This window comes from Solirubrobacter ginsenosidimutans (genome assembly GCF_027587205.1).
In genome coordinates this window covers 1-21,202 of the sequence record NZ_JAPDOD010000048.1, presented here as the reverse complement: position 1 = coordinate 21,202, position 21,202 = coordinate 1, and the positions used below count along the sequence as shown (strand labels likewise).

The following is a 21,202-nucleotide window of genomic DNA, read 5'->3' as shown; positions in this document are numbered from 1 at the left end:
GCGGTTCCGAGATGTGCCGGAACTCAGCGGGTGCTGAAGGTGAGGCGCCAGTCGTCGCGGCTTTCGCCGTCGATCGTGAATCGCCACTCGTACCGGCTCCCCGACGCGAGCGGGAGCGGGCTGAGGTTCAGCGCGACCGGCATCGCGATCGGCGCGCCGTGAGGGGTGCCCGGCGGGCGCCCGACCTCGAACTCGCCGCCCATGACGATCGCGGTCTCGCCGCCCTCGCCGTCGGGGGTCATGACCGGGTAGCCGTCGCTGTCGACGAGCTCCAGGCGCCACTCGAGCCGCCGGTTGGTCTGATCCCACGGCACCTCGACGAGGAGCGCGATCGCCGACGGAGCGGGTGGCCCGGTGACGCTCCACCCACCGCCGAGGATGTGCAGCTTGCCCTCGGAGACCTGGGCCGCGTCGGCCAGCAACAGAGTCACTTTCATGCGACGGCAAGCATCGCAGAGCGAGATTCAGCGCTGGACAAGGCGCTTGAGCTCGGTGTCGAGGACGTCGGTCGTGACGCCGCCCGTCCACCCGCGCTCGAGCTTGCCGCCGGGGGCGATCAGCACCACCGCCGGTGGCTGACGGACCGCGTAGCGGCGCCACATGTCCTGCCCGCCGTCGATCGCCACCGGATAGGTCACGTCGTGCGCGTCGAGCCAGGACTTGACCGCCGGTGCCTTGTCCTGCGCGCCCACGCCGACGAACGTGACGACGTCGCGGTAGCGCTTGACCAGCGGGGCCAGCCGGTCCTGCTGCGCCGCGCAGCGGCTGCACCACGAGGCGAAGAAGAACACGACCACCGGCCGGTCGCCCCAGAGCTTGGCGGCCTGCACCGGCGTGCCGTCGAGGAGCTTGAGCGAGAACGGCGGGGCCTGTGCCTTTGAGGTCGCGGCCGCGAAGCGCACGCCCGACGGCAGCGGACCCGGAAGCGTCGCCCGCCCGCCGTCATGTGACAGGGCGGCCCCGCCGCAGCCGGCCAACAGCAGCACCATGCAGAGGCAGACGACCCGCCTCACCCGATCACCGCCGTCGCCTTGCCGTCCTTGAACGCGAGCGGGACCGGATCGCCCTCGGGGAGGACGAGTCGGTACCGAGCGCTCGTCGCCAGGTCGGCGTGCAGCTCGAAACGGCAGAAGGTCGGGACGCGAGGCACACCCGGATCATGATTGAGCGCGGCGATCGCCTTGCCCTCGGGCAGCTCGCCCCGCAGGACCGTCTTCCCGCCGGCGTCCTCGATCCGGAACGCCGCGGTGGCGTGCGCGTACAGGTACGGCTCGCCGCCGGCACAGGGCTCGCCGAGCTCGCGCAACACGCCGTCGGGCACGACCACCGCCACGTTCGGCGGCGGCGCGTGCCCGGAGGAGGCGCCGCCGCCGCAGCTGGAGAGCGCTGCGGCGGCGGCGATCACGACGACCAGAGGGCTACGGAGTGGTCGTCGAGAGCGTGAACGTGAGGGTCTTGCTGTACGCACCCGTACGCAGCGCGTCCGTCGCGCCGATGTGCTGTCGGAACGTGATCGTGGAGAGGTCGTTGGATGCCGGCCCGCTCCACGTCGACTTCGAGAACTCCACCCGCAGCGCCTCGGGCAGCGAGAACGCGCCGTTGGTGAGGTGGCCGGGATCGCTCACGCTGAGCGTCGCGTCACCCGCGGTCGAGGTGACCGTGGCGGGGGTCGACGCGGCGTAGTCCTTGTCGACGCCCGGCTGGAACGGAGCGAACGCGGCCGGTCCACCCAGCGTCAGCGACAGCGTCGCCGGCACCGAGCCACCCACGGTCCCGCCGGTCTGCGCCTGCGCGCAGGTGGCGGTGGCGGTCTTCGACGGATCGCTCACCGACGTCGCGGTCAGCGTCACCGTGTTGCCCGGCTCCGCCGCCGAGGCGTGGGAGACGTAGACCGGCACGTCGATGCTCTCGCCGAACTTCGCGGTGGCGAGCGCGTTGCGCAGGTCCGCCGACCAGCCCTGGCCGGAGGCCGAGGCGGACAGGCGGTAGATGTCGTTGTTCAGCGATGCCGTCTCGTCCTGCGGGTGCAGGGCGGGGTCGGTCGTCGCGGCGGCGCCGGTGTTGGTGAGCTTGAACGTGCAGGTGTTCAGCGCGTCACCGGCCTCGGTGGCCACCGAGACGCCGCGCTTCTGCGGGCCGGCGCCGGTCGTGTTCTGGACGCCCACGTGGTAGTGCAGGATGCCGCGGGCGTCCGTGTACTTGTCGATCACGTAGAAGTGCAGGTTGTTGGCCGCGTCGACGTACTCCGCGGACGAGCCCGAGTTGGTCCCCGCGTGGAACAGCGCGTCGTTGAGCTGCCGGTAGTCGGCCACCGTGCGCATGACGGGGGTGCCGTCGGGCTTGTAGTAGTCGACCTGGTTCATGTCCTCGGGGTGCGCGTCCTCGACCCAGGTGAAGCAGTTGTAGCCGCACTGGGAGCCCTCGGTGCCGCGCGTCGCGCCCGACGCCCAGGCCTTGTTCTTGGCGATCAGGACGCCGTTGTCGGGCTCGAAGGAGCCGTAGCCGACGCGCTGGACGGTCTCGAGCGAGTAGTTCGTCCACTGGCCGCTCGGCCCACCGCCGTCGCACGTCGGGTTGGTGTTGATGTCACACGTCGGCTCCTTGTCGACCGGCGCCGACCCGTCCAGGAACACCTGGATGCCGGAGCGGATGCCGGTGGCCTGGGGCTCGGCGTTGACCGCGCGGGCGACGACATCCGCCACCGCCAGACCGGACTGCGCGAGCCCGTTGCGGTTGACGCGCAGCACCTGCGAGTTGGGCACGAAGCCCATGCCGACCTTGGAGCGCAGCGTGTGTTCCGCGCCCATCGAGGCGCCGTACTGCGCCGGCACCTCCCAGCGGTTGTGCGGGCCGCCGGGCCCGTTGAAGGACCCGCGGTCCATCATGTCCCAGGTCCCGGAACCCACGCGGTGGTACGGCGTGACGTAGGGATTGTTGTTGTTGTCGCCGACCGAGAAGATGTTGTGGCTGATCTCGTGGGTGATCGTGCCCGAGCTCTCGCCCTGGCGGATGCTCGACTCGCCCCACTGCTGCTCGCCCGCGAACCACGAGGTCCAGTCGACGTAGCGACTGGCCACCCAGTTGGGCTTCTTCGGATTCGGGTTGCCCCAGACGGCGTGCGGGATGTCTTCCTTGTTCTGGAACATCATCTCGCCGAACTCCTGCCAGACCGAGGTCTCGTCATAGCCGGCGTAGACGAACAGGTGGATCGTCGACCCGCAGTTGGTCGCCGCGCAGCCGGTGTCCGCGTTCCAGAGGGCGTTGGCGTCGGTGTTGAAGTTCGTGTTGACGCAGTCCTGGACGGTGGCGCCGTTGGCGACCGTGATCGGCACGCTGACCGTGATGTGAGTGGCGTCCGGGATCGCGGTGACCGTCTTGGTACCTGACGGTGTGACCGCGCTGAACGTGATCACGTCGCCGACGTAGAAGAACGCCGAGTCGTCGACCGTGATCGTCTGCGTGGCCGTCTGCGCGCCCGTGACGGTGGTCGCGGCCGGGCAGCCGTTGCCCGTCGGCTTGCCCTGCTGGCCGATGTCGTTGACGCCGTACTGGTAGAGCTTCTTCGGCATCCGGTAGGGGCCGTACGTCTTGATGTCGGTGATGCCGACCTTGCCGCCGCTCTGCTCCATCCAGTAGCCGTTGATCGTGTGGCCGTGGTTGAGCGCGCTCGGCTTGTTGTAGAAATCGGCGTAGAACTTCGGGACGTCCGCCCGCGGGACCGGATCGATCTGCGGGTTGCCGAAGGGATCGCTCTTCTTGGGCTGGGTAATGACGAACGGCTGGTCGTCGAAGTCGAACGCGACGAGCGAGATCGTCACCTTCTTGCTCGTCGGGACCGCGCCGTTGGTCGCCCAGTCGACGCCTGGGATCGGCTTGAAATCGTCGAACGTCATGTTCTGCTGATCCTCGACCTGCTGCGGATCGAGCGGTGGTACCGCGGCCGATGCGGCCGCGGGCGCAGCGAAACCGGCGACGAGCGCAATGCCCAACGCAGCCTGGCGACAAAGACGGAACCTCGGCACGACACCTCCTGGAAGTGCTTCCTCTACGACCCTGAAGCAAACCTACGTGTCGTCGGACTTCTCGCGCATCCGTCACGTGCCAGAAGTCCAGAGCGCCGTGGACGACCGCTGTCGCACCCGCCGCGACCCGACATGGGCCGCGGCGGAAAGCGAGATGAGAAGCTCCTACGGCGTTGTAGTGCTGAGCGTGAACGTCAGCGTCTTCGTGTACGCGCCGGTGCGCAGCGCGTCCGTCGCGCCGATGTGCTGGCGGAACGTGATCGTCGAGCTGTCGTTGGAGGCCGGACCCGTCCAGACCGCCTTGGAGAACTCGACCCGCAGCGCCTGCGGCAGCGAGAACGTGCCGTTCGTCAGGTGGCCCGGATCGCTGACGGCCAGTGCGGCGTCACCGGCGCTCGAGGTGATCGTGGCCGTGGTCGACGCGGCGTAGTCCTTCGCCACGCCCGGCGTGAACGCGCCGAACGTCGCCGGTGCGCCGAGCGTGAGGGCCAGCGTCGCCGGGACTGAGCCGCCGACGGTTCCGGCCGCGTCGCTCGCGAAGGTGATCGCCGGCGCCGCCTTGGTCGCCCACGCGGTCGCGCCGGCGGCGTTGATCGCCGTCACCCGGCACCAGACGACCTTGCCGAGATCCGCGCTGGAGGGCGTGTAGGTCGCCCCCGTGGCGACCTTGACGTTGCCCATCTGCTCGTCGGTCGGCGCGTCGTTGACCGGCGGGTTGGAGCGGATCCAGTCGATCACGTACGCCTGGTTGGCGTCGACATTGCTCCACGTGCCCGTGGTGCAGGTCAGGGGGCGACCCGTGAACCCGTCGCCGGCCACGACCGGCGCCGCCGTGTTCTTCGGCGTTGCGGCCAGCTCCTTCACCCGGACGTCGCGGTACTCGACGACGTCGCCGTCCTGATGGTCCTGCAGGCCGATGTAGCCGCTGGCGAGCTGGCGGGCCATCGTCGGCGGGTCACCCAGACCGCGCGACGGGAAGCTCATCGGGACCGCTCCGTCCCACTGGTTGATCACCTTGCCGTCGACGAGGACCGTGTACTGCTGGCCGACGGTGCGGACCTCCATCGTGTGCCACGCGCCGAGGGCGGGGTAGCGCTCGACCGCGTTCGAGCGCTGTGCGTCGAGGTCGGCGAAGCCATAGACGGAGCCGGTCTTGCGCGGGTCGAGGTCGCCGCCGTCCGGCGAGTCGTTGATCTGGACCTCCTCGCCGCAGACCACCGGGACCCAGGTGGGCGCCCACTCGGCCGGGATGAGCGAAGGGATGGCCCGCTGGCAGCTCGTCTGCAGGCCGAGATCGCTCGACGCCGGGTCGCTCTGGTAGTGCTTGGCCGGCGGGAACGGACCGCTCGCGCCCGCCCAGTCGTACGCCCAGGACGTGGGCGTCTGCGCCGCCGGCGTCCGCGGGTCCGGGAAGCGCACCAGCACGCCGCCGTTCGAGTAACCCGGCGCCGTGCGCGCGTCGCGGTACTCGACCTTCAGCGACATGTCGCCGAACGACTTGACCGTGTACCAGCGCATCCCGAACCCCGACGAGGTCCGCATCGTGCCGTCGGCCTGCAGCGCGATGTTGCCGCCGCCGACCTGCGCCCACTTGTCGAACGAGGCGTCCGACCCGGTCGGAGTGCCATCGAAGATCGTCGTGTACCCCGGCTCGGCGTGCGCGACGCCCGGCGCCGCCGCCAGCGCGAGCGCCACGCCCACCGCCAACCCAACTTGCTTGATCCGCAACACGGAACGTCTCCTCATGACAGACCCGACTTACTAACCTGTCAGACCCTACTTACGGAACCGTCAGACCGTCAACCCGCAATAGTCTTGTCGCGAGATGGCCAAGACCTTCACGACCCCGCAGGGCCAGGTGACGCGCGACCGCATCCTCGAGGTGGCGATCGGCGTGTTCGCCGGCCGCGGCTTCCGCAGCGTCTCGATCGACGCGATCGCCGCCGAGGCCGGGGTGTCCCGCCAGGGTCTGCTGTACCACTTCCCCAGCAAGACCGAGCTGCTCGTCGCGGCGCTCGACCAGCACGAGCAGGACAACGCGGAGACGGTCGTCAAGCTCTTCGAGGACAACGACCGCGTGCTGGTGGCGACGATGCGCGCCTATGTGCGCGCGAGTGCCCCGAACCGGGGTCTGATCCGCATGCTGCTGGTGCTGGCGGCCGAGGCCATGGACGCCGAGCATCCGGCGCACGACCACTTCGTCGAGCGCTACCGCGCCCTGCGCGGGGACCTCACCCGGTTGATCGCCGCCGAGCAGGCGGCCGGGCGCGTGATTGACGCGTTGCCGCCGCACCGCCTCGCCGCGGTCGTCATCGCGGTGCTGGACGGCCTGCAGCTCCAGGAGTACCTGGACGAGGGCTCGATCGAGCTCGAGGAGACCTACGCCGATCTGATCGCCCTCTTCCTCAACCCCGCGGAGACGCCGCCGGCCGCGTGAGCGCGACCGGCGGCGGCGTCCGTCCGGCTACGGAGTCGTCGTGCTGAGCGTGAACGTCAGCGTCTTGGCGTACGCCCCGGTGCGCAGGGCCTCATTGGCGCCGATCGTCTGGCGGAAGCCGACGGTGACGGCGTCGTTGGAGACCGGGCCGCTGTAGGCGAGCACCGGCGCGGTGGTACCGCCGACCGGCGTGTAGTCGCCACCCGTGCCGGCGCCGCTGGACGCCTTCACGGTGATCGGCGTGGCGAGCGTGAACGTCCCGTTGACCAGCTTGCCGGGGTTCGCAGTGCTCGGATCGGCCACGCTGAGCGCGGCGTCACCGGCCGTCGAGGTGACGGTCGCGGCCATCGTGGCGGTGTAGTCGCGAGCGACGCCCGGGGTGAAGGGGCCGAAGTTCGCGGGCGTGCCGGTGGTGAGTGCCAGCGTCGCGGGCACCGTGCCGCCGACGCTCGCGTCGGAGCAACTCGCCGACACGCTCTTGCTCGGATCGCTCTCCGACGTCGCCTGCAGCGTGACCGAGCCGGCGCCGGCGCCCTTGGTGACGTAGACCGGCACCTGGATCGTCTCACCGAACTTCGCCGTGGCGAGCGCGTTCTTCAGCTGCGCCGACCAACCCGCGCCGTTCGCCGTGGCCGAGAGGCGGTACACGTCGGAGCCGAGGAACGCGGAGGCGTCCTGCGGATGGACGTTGGGCGTCGCCGCCGCCGCGCCCGTGTTGGTGAGCCCGAACGTGCACGTGGCGAAGCCGTCGGCGGTGCCGGGCGTGGGCGTCGAGAGCTTGACCCCGCGGGTCTGCGGGCCCGCGCCGTCCAGCGACTTGACGGCGACCTTGTAGTGCACGACGCCCGCGGCGTCCTTGCGGACGTCGAGGATGTAGAAGTGCAGGCGGTTCGCGGTGTCCTCGTACTCGTACGAGGTGCCCGAGTTGGTGCCCGCGTTGAACGTCGCGTCGTTGAGCTGGCGCGGGTCGGCGATCGTGACCTTCTGCGGCGTGCCGTCCGGCTTGACGAAGTCCAGGCGGTTGATGTCCTCCGGGTGCGCGTCGATGATCCAGACGAAGCACGAGTAGGTGCCGCAGGAGGAGTTGTTGTCCTTGGTCTTGGAGATCAGCACGCCCTGGGCGGGCGTGAACGAGTCCGCGCCGATCCGCTGCACGACCTCGATCGTGTAGTGGTTCCAGGTGTTGGTGGTGGTGCCGTTCGGGCCTGAGCGGACGCCGTCGCAGAGCGGGTTGGTGTTCCAGTCGCACGGCGCGGTCTTGTCGCCGCCGTCGAGCGTGACCTGCACGCCGCCGGCGTTCGGGCCGGGCTCGACCTCGCGCGCGGTGACCTCGCTCACGGCCAGGCCGGTCTGTGCGAGCCCGTTGCGGTTCAACCGCAACAGCTCGCTGTCGTCGAGGAAGTTGAGCTTTCGCTTGTTGCGCACGTTGTGCATCGCGCCGAGCGAGCCGCCCTGCGTGGGCGGGATCTGCCAGCGGGTGTGGGTGCCGCCGGGGCCGTTGAAGGAGCCGCGGCTGAGCATGTCCCAGATGCCCGTGGCGGCGCGCTGCTGGACCTCGCCGAACGGGTTGTTGTAGTTGTCCGGGATGCTCAGGTTGTGCGAGAGCTCGTGGGCGTAGGTCGCCATGCCGGAGCTCTCAGCCTCGGTCGAGCTGTTGCCCGACGCGCTCGGCCAGACGTTGGACCGCGCGACCCACGAGGTCCACGGCACGTAGCGCGAGGAGGCCCAGTTGGCGAGCGTCGGATCGAGCGCCTTCGGCCCGAAGGCGTCCGGGATCGAGTTCTCGTTGAGGAACTTGCCGTTGCCGAACTCCTGCCAGGTCGAGCTCTGATCCTGGCCGGCGGAGACCCAGAAGATGTTGTCGAAGGACGCGACGGTCGCCGCGCCCACGTCGGCGGTCCACTTGGCCCGCAGCTCGGAGCTGAAGTTCTTCCCGCACGGCGTGACCGTGGCCGTCGGGCAGTTCGTGGTCGGCGCCCAGTACTGGTAGTCCTTGAAGTCCATCGCGTACGGGCCGAACGGGGTGACGTCGACGCCGTACTTGCCGAAGGAGTCCTCCATCCAGTACCGGTTCATGGTCTGGAAGTTGTTCAGCGCCTGCGGCTTGTTGAGGAAGTCGGCGTAGAAGCGGCCGACGTCCGCCCGCGGCACGTTGGCGGCGGTCGCCTGCGGGTTGCCGAAGATCGTCGATCCGGGCGCCTGCGTCACGTAGAACGGCCGGTTCGGGAAGTCGCCGAGGACCAGCGCGACCTTCCACTTCTTGACCGTCGGCTGCACCGCCGGGTCCTGGTAGTTCGTGTTGGGGATCGGCTTGTAGTCGCCCCAACTCATGTCGTACTGGTCCTGCACCTGCTGCTTGTCCAGCGGCTGCAGCGTCTGTGCGTGCGCTCCCGGCGCCACACACGCGAAAGCCAGCGTCGCGACGACGCCGGCGGTCCGGCACTTGCCCATCGAACCCCCCTTGATTGATGGCGGGGCGCCGGCCGGAGCCGGCGCCCCGATTACAGCCCTACGGTGTGGTCGTGCTGAGCGTGAACGTCAGCGTCTTGGCGTACGCCCCGGTGCGCAGGGCGTCGACGGCGTTGACCCGCTGAGCGAAGTCCACGGTCACGGCGTCATTGGACGCCGGAGCGGCCCACGTGAGCACGGTCGCCGGAAGCGGCGCGAGCGCCGAGCCCGGGTTGGTGGCCGTGCGCGCCTTGACCTGCAGCGCTTGCGGCAGGGCGAAGGCCCCGTTGACCAGGTGGCCAGAGTTCGCCGAGCTCGGGTCGGCCACGGAGAGCGCGGCGTCACCGGCGGTGGAGATCACGTTGGCCGTGGTCGAGGCCGTGTAGTCCTTCGTCGCGCCCGGCGTGAACGCACCGAACGCGGCCGGCGTGCCGAGCGTCAGCGCCAGCGTCGCCGGCACCGTGCCGCCGACGTCGCCCTGGACGCACACGCCGACGGCCGACTTCGACGGATCGCTCTCCGACGTCGCCCGCAGCGTCACGCTGCCGTTGCCGCCCTGGAAGTACACCGGGATCTGCGCCGACTGCCCGGCCTTGATCGCGGCGATCGCGTTGGTCAGGTGCACCTGCACGCCGTTGCTCGCCGTCGCCGAGAGCCGGTAGACGTCCGAGCTGACGTACGGGTTCGGGTCGTCCAGCGGTGACGCCGGCGCGGTGACCGGCTTGGTCACGCCGGTGTTGTTGACCGTGAACGTGCACGTGCTGACGCCGGCCGGGTTCAGGAGCGCGGTCGGCGCGCCGACCGTGACACCGCGGGTGTGCGGGCCCGCGCCGTCGAGGTTGCGGACCGCGACGTCATAGGACTGCACGCCTTGCGCGTCGCGCTGCACGTTGAGGACGTAGAAGTGCAGGCGGTTGGCGGTGTCCTCGAACTCGTACTGCGAGCCCGAGTTCGTCCCGGCGTGGAACAGCGCGTCGTTGAGCTGGCGGTAGTCGCCGATCGTCCGCATGACGGGCGTCTTCGTGCGCGGACGCAGGAAGTCGACCTTGTTCATGTCCTCCGGGTGGGCGTCGATCGTCCACGAGAAGCAGCTGTAGCCGCAGCCGTTGGACGAGTTGTTCTTGTTCTTCTGGATCAGGACGCCGCTGTCGGGCGTCATCGAGTCCTCGCCGATCCGCTGCACGGTCTCGAGCGTGTAGTACTGCCAGCCGGTGCCGGCGCACAGCGGGTTGGTGTTGGTGTCGCAGGCCGGCGTCTTGTCGATCGGCGCCGCGCCGTCGAGGTCGAGCTTGATGCCCGCCAGCGAGCCGTCGGTACCGGGGTCGACGGTGCGCGCCTTGACCCGCATCGTCTGCACGCCGGAGGCGGCGAGCCCGCTGCGGGTGACGCGGTGCACGTCGGCCTCGTCGAGCCAGTTGTTCTTCAGGCGGGTCCACAGCGTCATCCCCGCCTCCATCGCGCCGCCCTGGGTGACGGGGACCAGCCAGCGCTTGTGCGGGCCGCCGGGGCCGTTGAACGAGCCGCGGTCGAGGATGTCCCACGGGCCCGAGCCGACGCGGTGATACGGCGTCGCGTACGGGTTGTTGTTGTTGTCGGGCAGGCCGAAGGTGTGGACGATCTCATGCGTGATCGTGCCCGAGCTCTCGCCCTGGCGGATCGAGGAGAGACCCCACTGCTGGGCGCCCGCGCGCCACGAGGTCCAAGGCACGTAGCGGTTCGTGACCCAGTTCGGGAGCAAGGGGTCCGGCGGGCCCCACTCGTCCGGGACCTCCTCCTTGGTCTCGAACTTCATCTCGCCGAACTCCTGCCAGATCGTCGTCTCGTCGTAGCCCGCGTAGACGCGCAGGACGAGGTCGAACTGCGAGCGGATGTTCGCGCCCTGATCGGCCGTCCACAGCGTGTCGACGTCGCGATCCATGTTGCCGTTGCAGGTGTGCCCCGCCGGGCAGCCGCTCTGCTGGTTGAACTCGTTGAGGCCGTACTCGTAGAGCGGGCGCGGCATCAGGTAGGGGCCGAACGGCGTGAAGCTCATGCCGATCCGCCCGTGCGTCTGCTCCATCCAGTACTCGTTGACCGTGTGCCCGTTGTTGAGGGCGCTGGGCAGGCCATCGAAGTCTGCATAAAAACGAGGTACATCCGCGCGGGCGACCGGTTGTGTCTGCGGGTTGCCGAACGGATCGGTGCCCTTGGGCTGCGTGATCACGAACGGCTGGTCGGTGAAGTCCACCGCGACCACGGCGATCTTGAGCTTGCGGACCGACGGCACGAGCGTCGGGTCGGCCCAGTTCGTCCCCGGGACCGGCTTGTAGTCGCCCCAGGTCATGTCGTCCTGATCCTGGACGACCTGCTTGTCGATGGGCGGCGGGAAGTCCGCCGCCCATGCCCCTCCTGGCCAGGCCAATACCGCGCCCGCCAGTACGACACCCAGTCCAACCCTCATGGAGCCCCTCCCCGTAGCGGTCTCTCATGAAGCCTTCCGGACCGCTGCCGTGCTGTCTTTCGGCAGACGGCAGAAGTCCGGACGTGGGGGTCCGACTAGTGTCGGATGAGCGTTCTACTCCGGTTTATAGAGCAGACAGGCGACCCTGGAGCCGTCCGTGTCGTAAAGCTCGGGGTCGATCCCGGGCTCGAACGTCACGCGCACGCCGTGCGTCTCGGGCTGGATGTCCTTGACGCCCTTCCACAGCGGCTCGTCGGGGTCCTCGGCCCGGATCTCTTCGAGCATCTTCACGAGCTCGCTCGGGTCGCGACCCGAGCCGGCCGGAACGACCGCCTCGTGGCCGATCTCGAGCTTCTCGAGATCGCCGAACAGCCCGCGCTCGGTCGTGTAGGCCTCTTCGCCCGCGTTCGTCCAGCGCTCATCGAGGATCGAGCGCAGGTCGCGCGTCTCCCAGCCGCAGGGGCCGAACGCCTTCGGGCAGCGCGGGTGAAACGAGCAGCCCAGCGGCGGCGCGGCCGCGTCGGGCACCTCGCCGCGCGGAAGGTCGCGCGGGAGCGCCTTCGTCGGATCGGGCTCCGGGATCGCCCGGATCAGCGCCTGGGTGTACGGGTGCTTGGGATCGTTGAAGATCTGCTCGACGGTCCCGATCTCCACGATCCGGCCGAGGTACATGATCGCCACGCGGTCGCAGAAGAACTTGGCGCTCGCCAGGTCGTGCGTGACGTAGACGTACGTCAGCCCGAGCCGCTTCTTGAGATCGATCATCAGGTCGAGGATCTTCGCCCGGACGCTCATGTCGAGCATCGAGATCGGCTCGTCCGCGACGACCAGGTCGGGGCTGGTGATGATCGCCCGCGCGATCGCGGCGCGCTGCTTCTGGCCGCCGGAGAGGTCGCCCGGCAGCCGGTAGGAGAACTGGTCGACCGGGGACAGGTTCACCAGCTCGAGGACCTCGCGGACCTTCGCCTTGGTCTCGGCGGCGCCGCTGGTCAGCTTGTGGATCTGCAGCGGGTGCGCGAGCGCGGTCTCCAGGGTCATGCCCGGGTTCAGCGAAGCGTGCGGGTCCTGGAAGACCATCTGCAGGTGGCGGCGCTTGGGTCGCAGCTGGCGTTCCGGCAGCCCGGCGAGCTCCTCACCGCGCAGCTTCACGCTTCCGCCCGTCGGGCGGACGAGGCCGAGCAGCGCGCGACCCAGCGTCGTCTTGCCCGAGCCCGACTCGCCGACGAGGCCGAGGACCTCGCCCTCCTCGAGGTCGAACGACACGCCGTCGACGGCCTTGACCGCCCGGCCGCCGCGACCCGTGATCCGTGACTTGAAGGTCTCGTGCAGCGCGAAGTGGACCTGGAGATCGCGGATCTCCATCAAGGTCTTCGTCGCCTCGGTGATGGCCGTCATGCTTCCTCCGCGGCGGCCAGCGCCTCACGCTCGAGCGGTGCCTCGAGGCCCGCCGGGATGTCTTGGGTGCCGTGCAGCCAGCACTCGGAACGCCTGGCCGGGCCGGTCGCGACGGTCGGCGGCCACAGCTCTGCGCAGACCTTCATCGCGTCCGGGCAGCGCGGGTGGAACCGGCACGCCGCCGGCGGGTTCACCAGGTTCGGCGGCGCCCCGGGGATCGAGTGCAGCTCGACCGTGGAGAGCGAGATCGTCGACCGCAGCAGCTCGCGCGAGTACGGGTGCGCCGGCTTGGTGGTGATGTCGAACGCCGGACCCTGCTCGACCAAGCGGCCCGCGTACATCACGGCGACGCGATCGCACGCCTCGGCGACGATGCCGAGGTTGTGGGTGATCAGCAGCAGCGCGGTGTCGAAGTTGCGCCGCAGGTCGGCGATGATCCGCAGGATCTGGGCCTCGACGAGCACGTCGAGCGCGGTCGTCGGCTCGTCGGCCACGACCACCGCGGGACGCAGCACGAGCGCCAGCGCGATCATGATCCGCTGGCGCATGCCGCCGGAGAACTCGTGCGGATACTGGTGGTAGCGCGTCGGCGGGATGCCCATGCCCCGCAGCGTCTCCAGCGCGCGGTTGCGCGAGGCCTTCTTGCCGAGCTCCGGCTCGTGGATCTTGAGCACCTCTTCGAAGTGCGCCGAGATCTTCATCAGCGGATTGAGCCGGGTCATCGGCTCCTGGAAGATCATCCCGAGCTCCGGCCCGCGCAGGGCGCGCAGCTCCTTCGGCTTGAGGTCGAGGATGTTGCGGCCTTTGTAGGAGACCTCGCCGGCGTGGCCGGCGCCCTCGGGGAGCAGGCCGAGCACGCCACGGCCGAGCGTCGACTTGCCGCAGCCCGACTCGCCCACGAGACCGACGGTCTCGCCCGGCATCAGATCCAGGCTGACGCCGTCGACGGCGCGGACGGCGCCGCGCTCGTGGCCGTACCAGATGCGCAGGTCGCGCAGTGAGAGAGCTGGTTCGCTCATCGACCCGCCTCCTCCTCGACATCCGGCGCGGTCGCCGGTCCGACCGCTGAAGAGCCGATCGCCCGGCGCTGGACGTCCGGCCGCTTCACGTTGCGCCGGCGCAGGGTCGGGTTCAACACGTCATTGAGTCCTTCGCCGACGAGCGTCAGCGCGGTCACGGCGATCACGATGCCGAGACCGGGGTACAGCGCGGTCCACCAGATGCCGGCGCCGGCGTCGGCGACCGCGCGTTGCAGGTCGTAGCCCCACTCGGCGGCCTGCGTCGGCTGGATGCCGAGGCCGAGGAAGCCGAGGCCGGCGAGCGTCAGGATCGCGTCGGCCGCGTTGAGCGTCGCGATCACCGGGACGCTCTGGACGACGTTGCCGAACAGGTACTTGCGGATGATCACCGAGGGACGGGCGCCCATCGCCCGCGCCGCCTCGATGTAGGTGGATTCTCGGGCGCTCAAGGTGGATGCCCGGACGACTCTGAAGTACTGCGGCACGTAGACCACCGTGATCGCGATGGCGGTGACGACGATGCCCGAGTCGATCGTGTTCTTGAGCAGGAATGCTGCGACGATCGCCAGCAGCAGGTACGGGAACGCGAACAGCGCGTCCATGATCAGGACGAGGATGCGGTCCAGCCAGCCGCCGATGTACCCGGAGATCAGGCCCAGCGGCACGCCGATGGCGATCGAGAAGACGACGGCGAGGATCACGACCTCGACCGCCGTGCGCGCGCCGTAGATCGTGCGCGACATGACGTCGAAGCCTTGGACGGTGGTGCCCCAGTGGTTGCGGGCCGTCGGCTCTCCCTGCTGCGGGAAGCGCCCGGCGGCGTCCTGGTAGGTGTCGAAGCTGTACGGCGCGATCAGCGGGGCGAAGATCGCCGTCAGGATCAGCAGGATCGAGACCGCCGTGCCCGAGACGAGCATGAAGCGCTGGATCCCGTGCGAGTGGCGGTACGGCGCGGCGATCTTGGCGAAGATGTTCCCGCGCTGAGGTGGCTGGACGACGGGCGCCTTGTCCTCGGAGCCCGTGACGGTGGTGGTCGCGGTCACCTAGTACCTCACTCGCGGGTCGATCACTGCGTTGACGATGTCGATGATCAGCGAGATCACGACGACGATCAAGGCGAAGAAGGTGACGAGCCCCTGCACGCCGATGTAGTCGCGGCTATTGAGGTACTGCAGGAGACGGCTGCCGAGTCCGGGCCAACTGAAGGTCTGTTCGGTCAGGACGGCGCCGCCGAGCAGCAGCGCGGCCTGCAGGCCCATCACGGTCACGACCGGAATCAGCGCGTTGCGGAACGCGTGGCGCGAGACGACACGCCGCTCTGGCACGCCGCGGGCGCGCGCGGCCTCGACATAGTCGCCGCCGAGCGCCTGCCCGACATTGACCCGCACGAGCCGGATGAACACGCCCATGACGAGCAACCCGAGCGTGACCATCGGGAGTATGAGATGACGTATTACGTCCCACACCCCGTCCCAGTTGCCCTCGATCGCGAGGTCGACGATCAGGATGTGGGTGTGCTCGACCGAGGTCGCCTGGACTATTGGCGACGCCATTTTCGACGCTGGCAACCAGTCGAGGTTTTTTGCGAACAGCAACTGCGCCAGCAGGCCGACGAAGAACGGCGGCGCGGCGTAGCCGAGGATCGCGAAGATGCGGATGAACGCGTCCGGGACCGTCTCCCGGAAGCGGCCGGCGAAGAGCCCGAGCGGAAGGCCGACGACGAGCGCGAACAACAGCGCGGCGACGGTCAGCGTCAGCGTCGCGCCGCCGTTCTCGACGACGATCGAACCGATCGTCTGCCCGTCGGTGATCGTGGTGCCGAACTTGAAGCGCACGGCGTCCCACAGGTACTCGAGGTACTGCTGAATCAAGGGGCGATCAAAGCCGAGCGCGGCCTTGCGCTCAGCCAGCTGCGCCGGCGAGAGTTTCCCGCCGAGCGTTGCCGAGATCGGATCGCCCGGGGCAACGCGCATCATGAGGAACACCACGGTCAGGAGAACCCAGATCATGGGGATCATCAGCGCGATCCGGACTAGGACATAGCCCCGGAGCGATCCGGCCCGGCTCATCCGACTAGGACTCCTTCTTGGTGATCAGCCAGAAACGGAACTGGAAGGCCGGGTCGAACGTCTTCTCGACGCCCTCCACACCCTCCCGGACCGCTGCGATCTGCTTGCCTTCCCACAGCGGGATCAGCGGCACGTCCTCGGCCTCGTGATCCTGCACGACGCCGAACGCCTCAGCGCGCTTGGCCTCGTCGTCTGAGGCGATCTCCTCGTCGAGCGCCTTGTTGACGTCCTTGTTGGAGTAGCCGTTGACGAAGAACCCGCCGTCACGCATGAAGGGCGACAGGTAGTTGTCGCCGTCCGGGAAGTCCGGGAACCAGCCGAGGCCGTAGAAGTAGTACGTGCCCTTCTCGAAGGCCTCCTGCTTGTACTGATCCCACTCCGTCGAGTCCAGGTTGACCTTGAACAGGCCGCTGCCCTCGAGCTGACGCTTGATCTCGTTCCACAGATCGACCTCGACCGGGCCGTAGTGGGTCGGCGTGTACCAGCCGTCGAGCTCGACGGGGGTCGTGATCCCGGCGTCGGCCAGGATCTGCTTCGCCTTCGCCGGATCCGGATCGCCGAACGCGTCCTTGAACGAGTCCTTGTGGCCCGGAAGGGCCGCCGGAACCGTCGAGTACAGCGGCGTGACGGTGTCCTTGTAGACGTTGGTCGCGATCGACTGGCGGTCGATCACCTGCGCGATCGCCTTACGCACGGCGATGTTGTCGACCGGCTTCTTCTTCACGTTGAACGTGATGTAGCGGATCTCGGTACCCGCGCCGTCGACGACCTTGATGCCCTTGTCGGACTCCTTCTTCAGAGCGTCGAGGTCGGTCGGGGACAGCGAGCGGTAGGCGACGTCGACGTCGCCCTGCTCGATCGCCAGCTTCAGCGCCGACGCTTCCTTGAAGTACGTGACGATGAAGTTCGGCGTCTGCGCCTTGTTCGGCCCGGTGTAGTTCGGGTTGGCCTTGAAGACCGCTTGCTGGCCGGGCGTGTACTTCGTCAGCTCGTACGGGCCGGAACCGATGACCTTGTCGTCGGGCTGCTTGGCGTCGGCCGGGTAGATCTCGTTCGGCACGATCGCCGCGACGTTGTGCGTGAGGATGAACGGCCACGTGCCGTCCGGCTTCTTGAGGTGCATGGTGACCGTCGCCGGATCCGGCGCGTCCACCGACTTCAGCGAGGCCAGCAGCGTGTACGGGCCGGTCGCGTCGGCGATCTTGACCATGCGGTCCAGCGAGAACTTGACGTCCTCGGAGGTCAGCGGGTCGCCGCTTGAGAACTTCAGGCCTGCCTTGAGCTTGCAGGTGTACGTCTTCGGGTCCGAGAACTCGCAGCTCTCAGCAGCGTCCGGCTCGGGCTTGTTGCCGCCCGCCGGAATCGACATCAGGTTCTGATAGATGTTGCCGATCAGCTGCTGTGACGCGAGGTCATAAGCCCCGACCGGGTCCAGCGCCACGACCGCGTCGGTCGTGCCGAGGATTACGGTGTCGGCGTTCCCCTTCGGGGCTTCCGTTGTGGTGCCCCCGGTGTCAGAACTACCACCGGTATCGTCGCTCGAGCTACCGCACGCTGCTGCCCCAATGGCAAGCAACGCCGTGCAGCCGAGTACGGCCATTCGTTGTGCGCGCATATCTTCCGCCCCCCTCCAATGGGCACGGGTTCGACCTCCACCTCGCCCACAACTCTATGGACGGGCGGCCCGCGGTCCGGCAGTCATTCGTCGGAAACCGCGACGCGGCAGCCTAGACCAGCGTCGCAACCGGGTCTAGTCGGTGTTGGTACGTCTCAGCGCTGGATGCATGCCCACAAGCCGTGCCAATTTGAGTCCGGAGTGCAGCGCGAGACGGTCCGCGCCGCTCTTAAGTGAGGTCGACGTGATGGCCTCGATCCGCTGCAGCCGGTAGTAGAGGCTCGCCCGGTGGAGAAACAACGCCTCCGCGGTGAGTTTGGTGTCGCAGCCGTTGTCCAGATAGGCCTCGAGCGTCTGCACGAGGGACTCCTTGGACTGCAGCGCGAACAGCTTCGGCAAGCCCGGATGGATCAGCTCGCGGGCGTGCGGGGTCTCGGCCGCTCTGGCCAGCAGCCGGTACGCGCCCAGACCTTCCCAACCAGCAGGTGAGCCATGCTCCGGGAGCGCCGAAGCGACCCGCAGCGCCAGGCGGGCGTGCTCGTGCGCCCGGTGGGCGTCGCGGAGGTGCTCGCAGAGGTCGCTGTAGCCGATGATCGCTTGGCCCTCGCCCGCGAACGCCGCGTCGAGCGCGTCCTGCGCCCGGCGGGCGAGATCGGCGATGCTCGCCCGCTCCGAGAGCGCGACGACGAGCACGCCGTGGTCGGCCTGCACCGTGCTCAGGGCGTGGCGGCGGGGAAGCGTGCGGCGAAACTGGTCCAGCGTCAGCCCGAGGCGGGCGCGCTCGGCCGCGCCGAGCTCGGCGTCGGGCTCGCCCATACGGCGCACCGCGAGCACGCCGACCGCGGTGCCGGGGACCAGGACGTCTTCGGCCGCGAGCTCGTGGGCGGCGGTCTCGCGCTGCGTGGCGTCATCGCCGAGCAGGAGCTCGAGCAACCGCACCTCCAGCTCCCGCTGCGGCTTTTCCAGTTCGTCGCGGCGGTACATCGCCGTGCCGATCTCGGCCGCGGTCCGCTCCGCCGCCGCGCAGTCGCCGTCGGTCAGCGACTGGTCGGCGTCGATCAGCCACAGGTAGCCGAACAGCGCGCCCTGACAGCGGATGGGGACGCACACCCGCGACTCCAGGCCGACATCGGGCCGCGGCGCCGTGCGCACGTGGCGGGTGGCGTTGGCGATGCCCTGCGCGAAGTGCAGGTCGCGAATGACGCGCGGGGTCTCGCGCGTCAGGATCGCGGTCTTGCGGACCTCGTCGTCGGACCCGAGCGTCGGGCTGTACGCGAGCAGGCGAAGGCTGGCGTCATCGACGAGCACCGAGCGGTCGAGGTCCGCGCTCAGCTGCTCGACGAGGGCCTGGACCTCGTCATCGCGCGGCGGCATATACGTCCCAGACTACCGGTGCATCACCCGTGCTCTCCTTCACGGGCGCGCATCGGCAGCAGCGCGACGAGCCCTGCTGTCACCACCAGGACACCCGCCTCGATCCACAGCGTGGTGTGGAACGCGTCGATCAGCCCGCCCGAGGCGGCGACCGAGAAGAAGACGGTCCCGATCACCGCGATGCCGATCGCGCCGCCCAGCTGCTGCATCGCGTTCAGGACGCCGGAGGCTGAGCCGACCTCGTCGTCGTCGACGCCCGCGAGCACGAAGTCGAAGAGCGGGGCGAGCATCGCGCCCATCCCGACCCCCGCGACCAGCTCGGGCCCGACGAAGGCCCAGGAGCTCGCTCCGTCGTTGGACACCAGGAGGAGACCGAACACGCCGGCGAGCATCACCAGCAGCCCGGCGTGCAGCGTCGGGCGGCCGAACTTCGGACCGAGCAGGCCCGCCCCGAGCCCGGCGCCGACGGCCGTGCCGAGCGACCACGGGACCAGCGTGAGGCCGGTGTGGATCGCGCTGAAGCCCTGGCCGAGCTGCAGATAGAGGCTGAAGGTCAGCATCAGGCCGATCATCCCGGCGAAGAACGTCAACGCGGAGGCGAGGCCGGCGGAGAAGGCGCGCTTGCGGAACAGGCTCATGGTCACCAGCGGGGAGACGCCGTCGCGCTCGCGCCGGCGCTCGCGGACTACGAAGGCGAGCAGCGCGAGGGCGCTGGCGGCCATCGAGACGAACGTCCACGCGGGCCAATCGCCCTCGCGACCTTGGATCAGCGGGTAGACGAGCAAACCCATCGCGGCCGTGACCAGCGCGGCGCCGCCCAGGTCGAGGGTGGGCTTTTGGTCCGCTTTGGACTCCGGCAGCAGCTTCGCGCTCCCGGCGAACGCGATCAGGCCGATGGGAAGGTTGACGAGGAAGATCGCGCGCCAGCCGAGGCCGAAGAGGTCGCCGTCGGTCAGCGCGCCGCCGACGATCGGGCCGAGCACCGCAGAGAGTCCGATCACGGGGCCGAACAGGCCGAACGCCTTCTGGATCTCGTTCGGCGGGAACGCCTGGCGGAGGATCCCGAATCCCTGGGGGATCATGATCGCGGCGAAGCCGCCCTGGACGAGGCGGAGCGCGATCAGCGTCTCGGGCGAGTTGGCCGCGCCGCACAGCGCGGAGGCGGTGGTGAAGCCGGCGAGGCCGACCAGGAACAGGCGCCGGCGGCCGAAGATGTCGCCGAGGCGGCCGCCGGTGACGAGACCGATGGCGAACGTCAGCGCGTAGCCGCCCGCGATCCATTGCAGCGCGGCCAGGCTTGCGCCGAGGTCCTCGCGGATGGAGGGCGCGGCGACGTTGACGATCGTCCCGTCGAGCAGGTCCATGCACTCGACCGCGAGGATCAGCGCGAGGATCAGCCAGCGGCGTGGGTGGCCTTGGGCTTCGCTTTCGGTCGTGGTGGTCGCGGGCGCACTGGAGGCGAGGGCGGACATGGTTCTGAACGGTGCTCCGAACGTTGTTCGTTATGACGAACAACGTTCTAGCACTAGAATCGTGTTCGTGTCAAGTGGCGATCTGCCGACCCCTCCGCGCATGCGCTCCCGCCGCCCGCCGCGCCGGACGCTCAACCCGGACGCGATCGTCGAAGCGGCGATGGCCGTGCTCGACGAGGGCGGCGTCGACTCGCTCAACATGCGCGCGGTCGCCGACCGGCTCGGCACCGGCCCCTCCTCGCTCTACGCCCACTTCGCGGGCAAGGACGAGCTCCTCGCCGCGATGATCGACCGCCTCGCCGCCGACCTCCCGACACCCGAGGTCGGCGCCGGCGCCTGGCAGGAACAGCTCAAGGAGGCGATCCGCGGGATCCGCTCCGGCCTCGCCGCCCACCGCGACCTCGCCCGCGCCGCCCTGGGCACGATCCCGACCGGCCCGAACGCCCTGCGCTGGATCAACGGCCTACTCGGCGTGCTGCGCGACGCCGGCCTGCCGGACCACGTCATCTCCTACGCGGTCGACGTGCTGCCGCTGTACGCCACGGCGACGGCGTACGAGGAGTCCCTCTACACACCCAAAGACAACCCGGAGACCGCCGAGCAGTACATCGCGGACTTGCGGAGGTACTGGCAGGCGCTGCCCGTGGATCGCTTCCCGCACATCGTCGCTCTGGCGGTTCCGTTGACGAGCGAGGTCGAGCCGGATGCGCGGTTCGAGTTCGGGCTCGATGCGCTGGTGCGGGGGATCGAGACCATGAAGGGGCCTGCTTCGGCTTGAAAGTCCAACTGCGCCGGGCCTTCCGGTGATCGGTTTCGGCGAGCAACGAGTCATGCGCGAGGGGGGTGAGGAACATTTGCGTCGGCGGGCTCAAGCGGTCAGCGCAACAGGACTTCCATTCTTTCAGCTGGGG

The 21,202-nt window shown here is 69.1% G+C and carries 16 protein-coding genes; 2 read left to right on the top strand and 14 right to left on the bottom strand.

What is annotated here, in order from left to right; all coding sequences use genetic code 11:
* Positions 1–23 precede the first annotated feature (23 nt).
* From OM076_RS34825 to OM076_RS34805, 5 genes are all read right to left on the bottom strand, one after another.
* Positions 24–437, bottom strand: coding sequence for a DUF6941 family protein (locus OM076_RS34825; RefSeq protein WP_270044777.1), 414 nt, complete (start codon positions 435–437; stop codon positions 24–26).
* Between the two features lie 27 nt (positions 438–464).
* Positions 465–989, bottom strand: coding sequence for a TlpA family protein disulfide reductase (locus tag OM076_RS34820; RefSeq protein WP_270044776.1), 525 nt, complete (start codon positions 987–989; stop codon positions 465–467).
* A 20-nt stretch (positions 990–1,009) separates the two neighbouring features.
* On the bottom strand, positions 1,010–1,405 hold the full coding sequence (locus tag OM076_RS34815) for a hypothetical protein (protein WP_270044775.1): 396 nt from the start codon (positions 1,403–1,405) through the stop codon (positions 1,010–1,012).
* Between the two features lie 13 nt (positions 1,406–1,418).
* Positions 1,419–3,893, bottom strand: coding sequence for a hypothetical protein (locus OM076_RS34810; RefSeq protein ID WP_270044774.1), 2,475 nt, complete (start codon positions 3,891–3,893; stop codon positions 1,419–1,421).
* A gap of 294 nt (positions 3,894–4,187) precedes the next feature.
* Entirely contained in the window at positions 4,188–5,753 is a 1,566-nt protein-coding gene (locus OM076_RS34805; RefSeq protein WP_270044773.1) for a 3-keto-disaccharide hydrolase, read from the bottom strand.
* 94 nt (positions 5,754–5,847) lie between these two features.
* On the opposite strand from OM076_RS34805, the gene OM076_RS34800 reads away from it, so the two are divergent.
* The gene (locus OM076_RS34800; RefSeq protein ID WP_270044772.1) at positions 5,848–6,459 is read left to right on the top strand and encodes a TetR/AcrR family transcriptional regulator; all 612 of its coding nucleotides are present in this window, start codon (positions 5,848–5,850) and stop codon (positions 6,457–6,459) included.
* Positions 6,460–6,486: 27 nt separating this feature from the next.
* On the opposite strand, the gene OM076_RS34795 is transcribed toward OM076_RS34800, so the two are convergent.
* The 9 genes from OM076_RS34795 to OM076_RS34755 all read right to left on the bottom strand — a co-directional run bounded on the left by OM076_RS34795 (position 6,487) and on the right by OM076_RS34755 (position 20,291).
* Complete coding sequence (locus OM076_RS34795; protein WP_270044771.1) at positions 6,487–8,910, bottom strand: hypothetical protein; 2,424 nt, start codon at positions 8,908–8,910, stop codon at positions 6,487–6,489.
* A gap of 58 nt (positions 8,911–8,968) precedes the next feature.
* Positions 8,969–11,347 carry a hypothetical protein gene (locus tag OM076_RS34790; RefSeq protein ID WP_270044770.1) on the bottom strand — a complete coding sequence of 793 codons (2,379 nt, stop codon included), beginning with the start codon at positions 11,345–11,347 and terminating at the stop codon, positions 8,969–8,971.
* Positions 11,348–11,461: 114 nt separating this feature from the next.
* The gene (locus OM076_RS34785) at positions 11,462–12,742 is read right to left on the bottom strand and encodes an ABC transporter ATP-binding protein (protein ID WP_270044769.1); all 1,281 of its coding nucleotides are present in this window, start codon (positions 12,740–12,742) and stop codon (positions 11,462–11,464) included.
* Complete coding sequence (locus OM076_RS34780; RefSeq protein ID WP_270044768.1) at positions 12,739–13,761, bottom strand: ABC transporter ATP-binding protein; 1,023 nt, start codon at positions 13,759–13,761, stop codon at positions 12,739–12,741. Before OM076_RS34780 ends, OM076_RS34785 begins: the two co-directional genes overlap by 4 nt.
* Positions 13,758–14,804, bottom strand: coding sequence for an ABC transporter permease (locus OM076_RS34775; protein WP_270044767.1), 1,047 nt, complete (start codon positions 14,802–14,804; stop codon positions 13,758–13,760). Before OM076_RS34775 ends, OM076_RS34780 begins: the two co-directional genes overlap by 4 nt.
* Positions 14,805–15,830 (bottom strand): ABC transporter permease, encoded by a 1,026-nt coding sequence (locus OM076_RS34770; RefSeq protein WP_270044766.1) that lies wholly within the window; start codon positions 15,828–15,830, stop codon positions 14,805–14,807.
* 4 nt (positions 15,831–15,834) lie between these two features.
* Positions 15,835–17,271: an ABC transporter substrate-binding protein gene (locus tag OM076_RS34765; protein ID WP_270044765.1), complete on the bottom strand. Its 1,437-nt coding sequence runs from the start codon at positions 17,269–17,271 to the stop codon at positions 15,835–15,837.
* Positions 17,272–17,580: 309 nt separating this feature from the next.
* Positions 17,581–18,819, bottom strand: a complete 1,239-nt coding sequence (locus OM076_RS34760) for a PucR family transcriptional regulator (protein ID WP_270044764.1) — start codon at positions 18,817–18,819, stop codon at positions 17,581–17,583.
* Between the two features lie 23 nt (positions 18,820–18,842).
* Complete coding sequence (locus tag OM076_RS34755) at positions 18,843–20,291, bottom strand: MFS transporter (RefSeq protein ID WP_270044763.1); 1,449 nt, start codon at positions 20,289–20,291, stop codon at positions 18,843–18,845.
* Between the two features lie 67 nt (positions 20,292–20,358).
* Here OM076_RS34755 and OM076_RS34750 point away from each other — a divergent pair, with 67 nt between their 5' ends.
* Complete coding sequence (locus tag OM076_RS34750) at positions 20,359–21,069, top strand: TetR/AcrR family transcriptional regulator (RefSeq protein WP_270044762.1); 711 nt, start codon at positions 20,359–20,361, stop codon at positions 21,067–21,069.
* Positions 21,070–21,202: the final 133 nt, after the last annotated feature.

What these genes read in the sequence shown, in the direction of transcription:
- OM076_RS34825 (WP_270044777.1), bottom strand. Translation starts at nt 437, where the DNA reads ATGAAAGTGACTCTGTTGCTGGCCGACGCGGCCCAGGTCTCCGAGGGC.
- OM076_RS34820 (WP_270044776.1), bottom strand. Translation starts at nt 989, where the DNA reads ATGGTGCTGCTGTTGGCCGGCTGCGGCGGGGCCGCCCTGTCACATGAC.
- OM076_RS34810 (WP_270044774.1), bottom strand. Translation starts at nt 3,893, where the DNA reads ATGACGTTCGACGATTTCAAGCCGATCCCAGGCGTCGACTGGGCGACC.
- OM076_RS34800 (WP_270044772.1), top strand. Translation starts at nt 5,848, where the DNA reads ATGGCCAAGACCTTCACGACCCCGCAGGGCCAGGTGACGCGCGACCGC.
- OM076_RS34795 (WP_270044771.1), bottom strand. Translation starts at nt 8,910, where the DNA reads ATGGGCAAGTGCCGGACCGCCGGCGTCGTCGCGACGCTGGCTTTCGCG.
- OM076_RS34790 (WP_270044770.1), bottom strand. Translation starts at nt 11,347, where the DNA reads ATGAGGGTTGGACTGGGTGTCGTACTGGCGGGCGCGGTATTGGCCTGG.
- OM076_RS34785 (WP_270044769.1), bottom strand. Translation starts at nt 12,742, where the DNA reads ATGACGGCCATCACCGAGGCGACGAAGACCTTGATGGAGATCCGCGAT.
- OM076_RS34780 (WP_270044768.1), bottom strand. Translation starts at nt 13,761, where the DNA reads ATGAGCGAACCAGCTCTCTCACTGCGCGACCTGCGCATCTGGTACGGC.
- OM076_RS34770 (WP_270044766.1), bottom strand. Translation starts at nt 15,830, where the DNA reads ATGAGCCGGGCCGGATCGCTCCGGGGCTATGTCCTAGTCCGGATCGCG.
- OM076_RS34760 (WP_270044764.1), bottom strand. Translation starts at nt 18,819, where the DNA reads ATGCCGCCGCGCGATGACGAGGTCCAGGCCCTCGTCGAGCAGCTGAGC.
- OM076_RS34755 (WP_270044763.1), bottom strand. Translation starts at nt 20,291, where the DNA reads ATGTCCGCCCTCGCCTCCAGTGCGCCCGCGACCACCACGACCGAAAGC.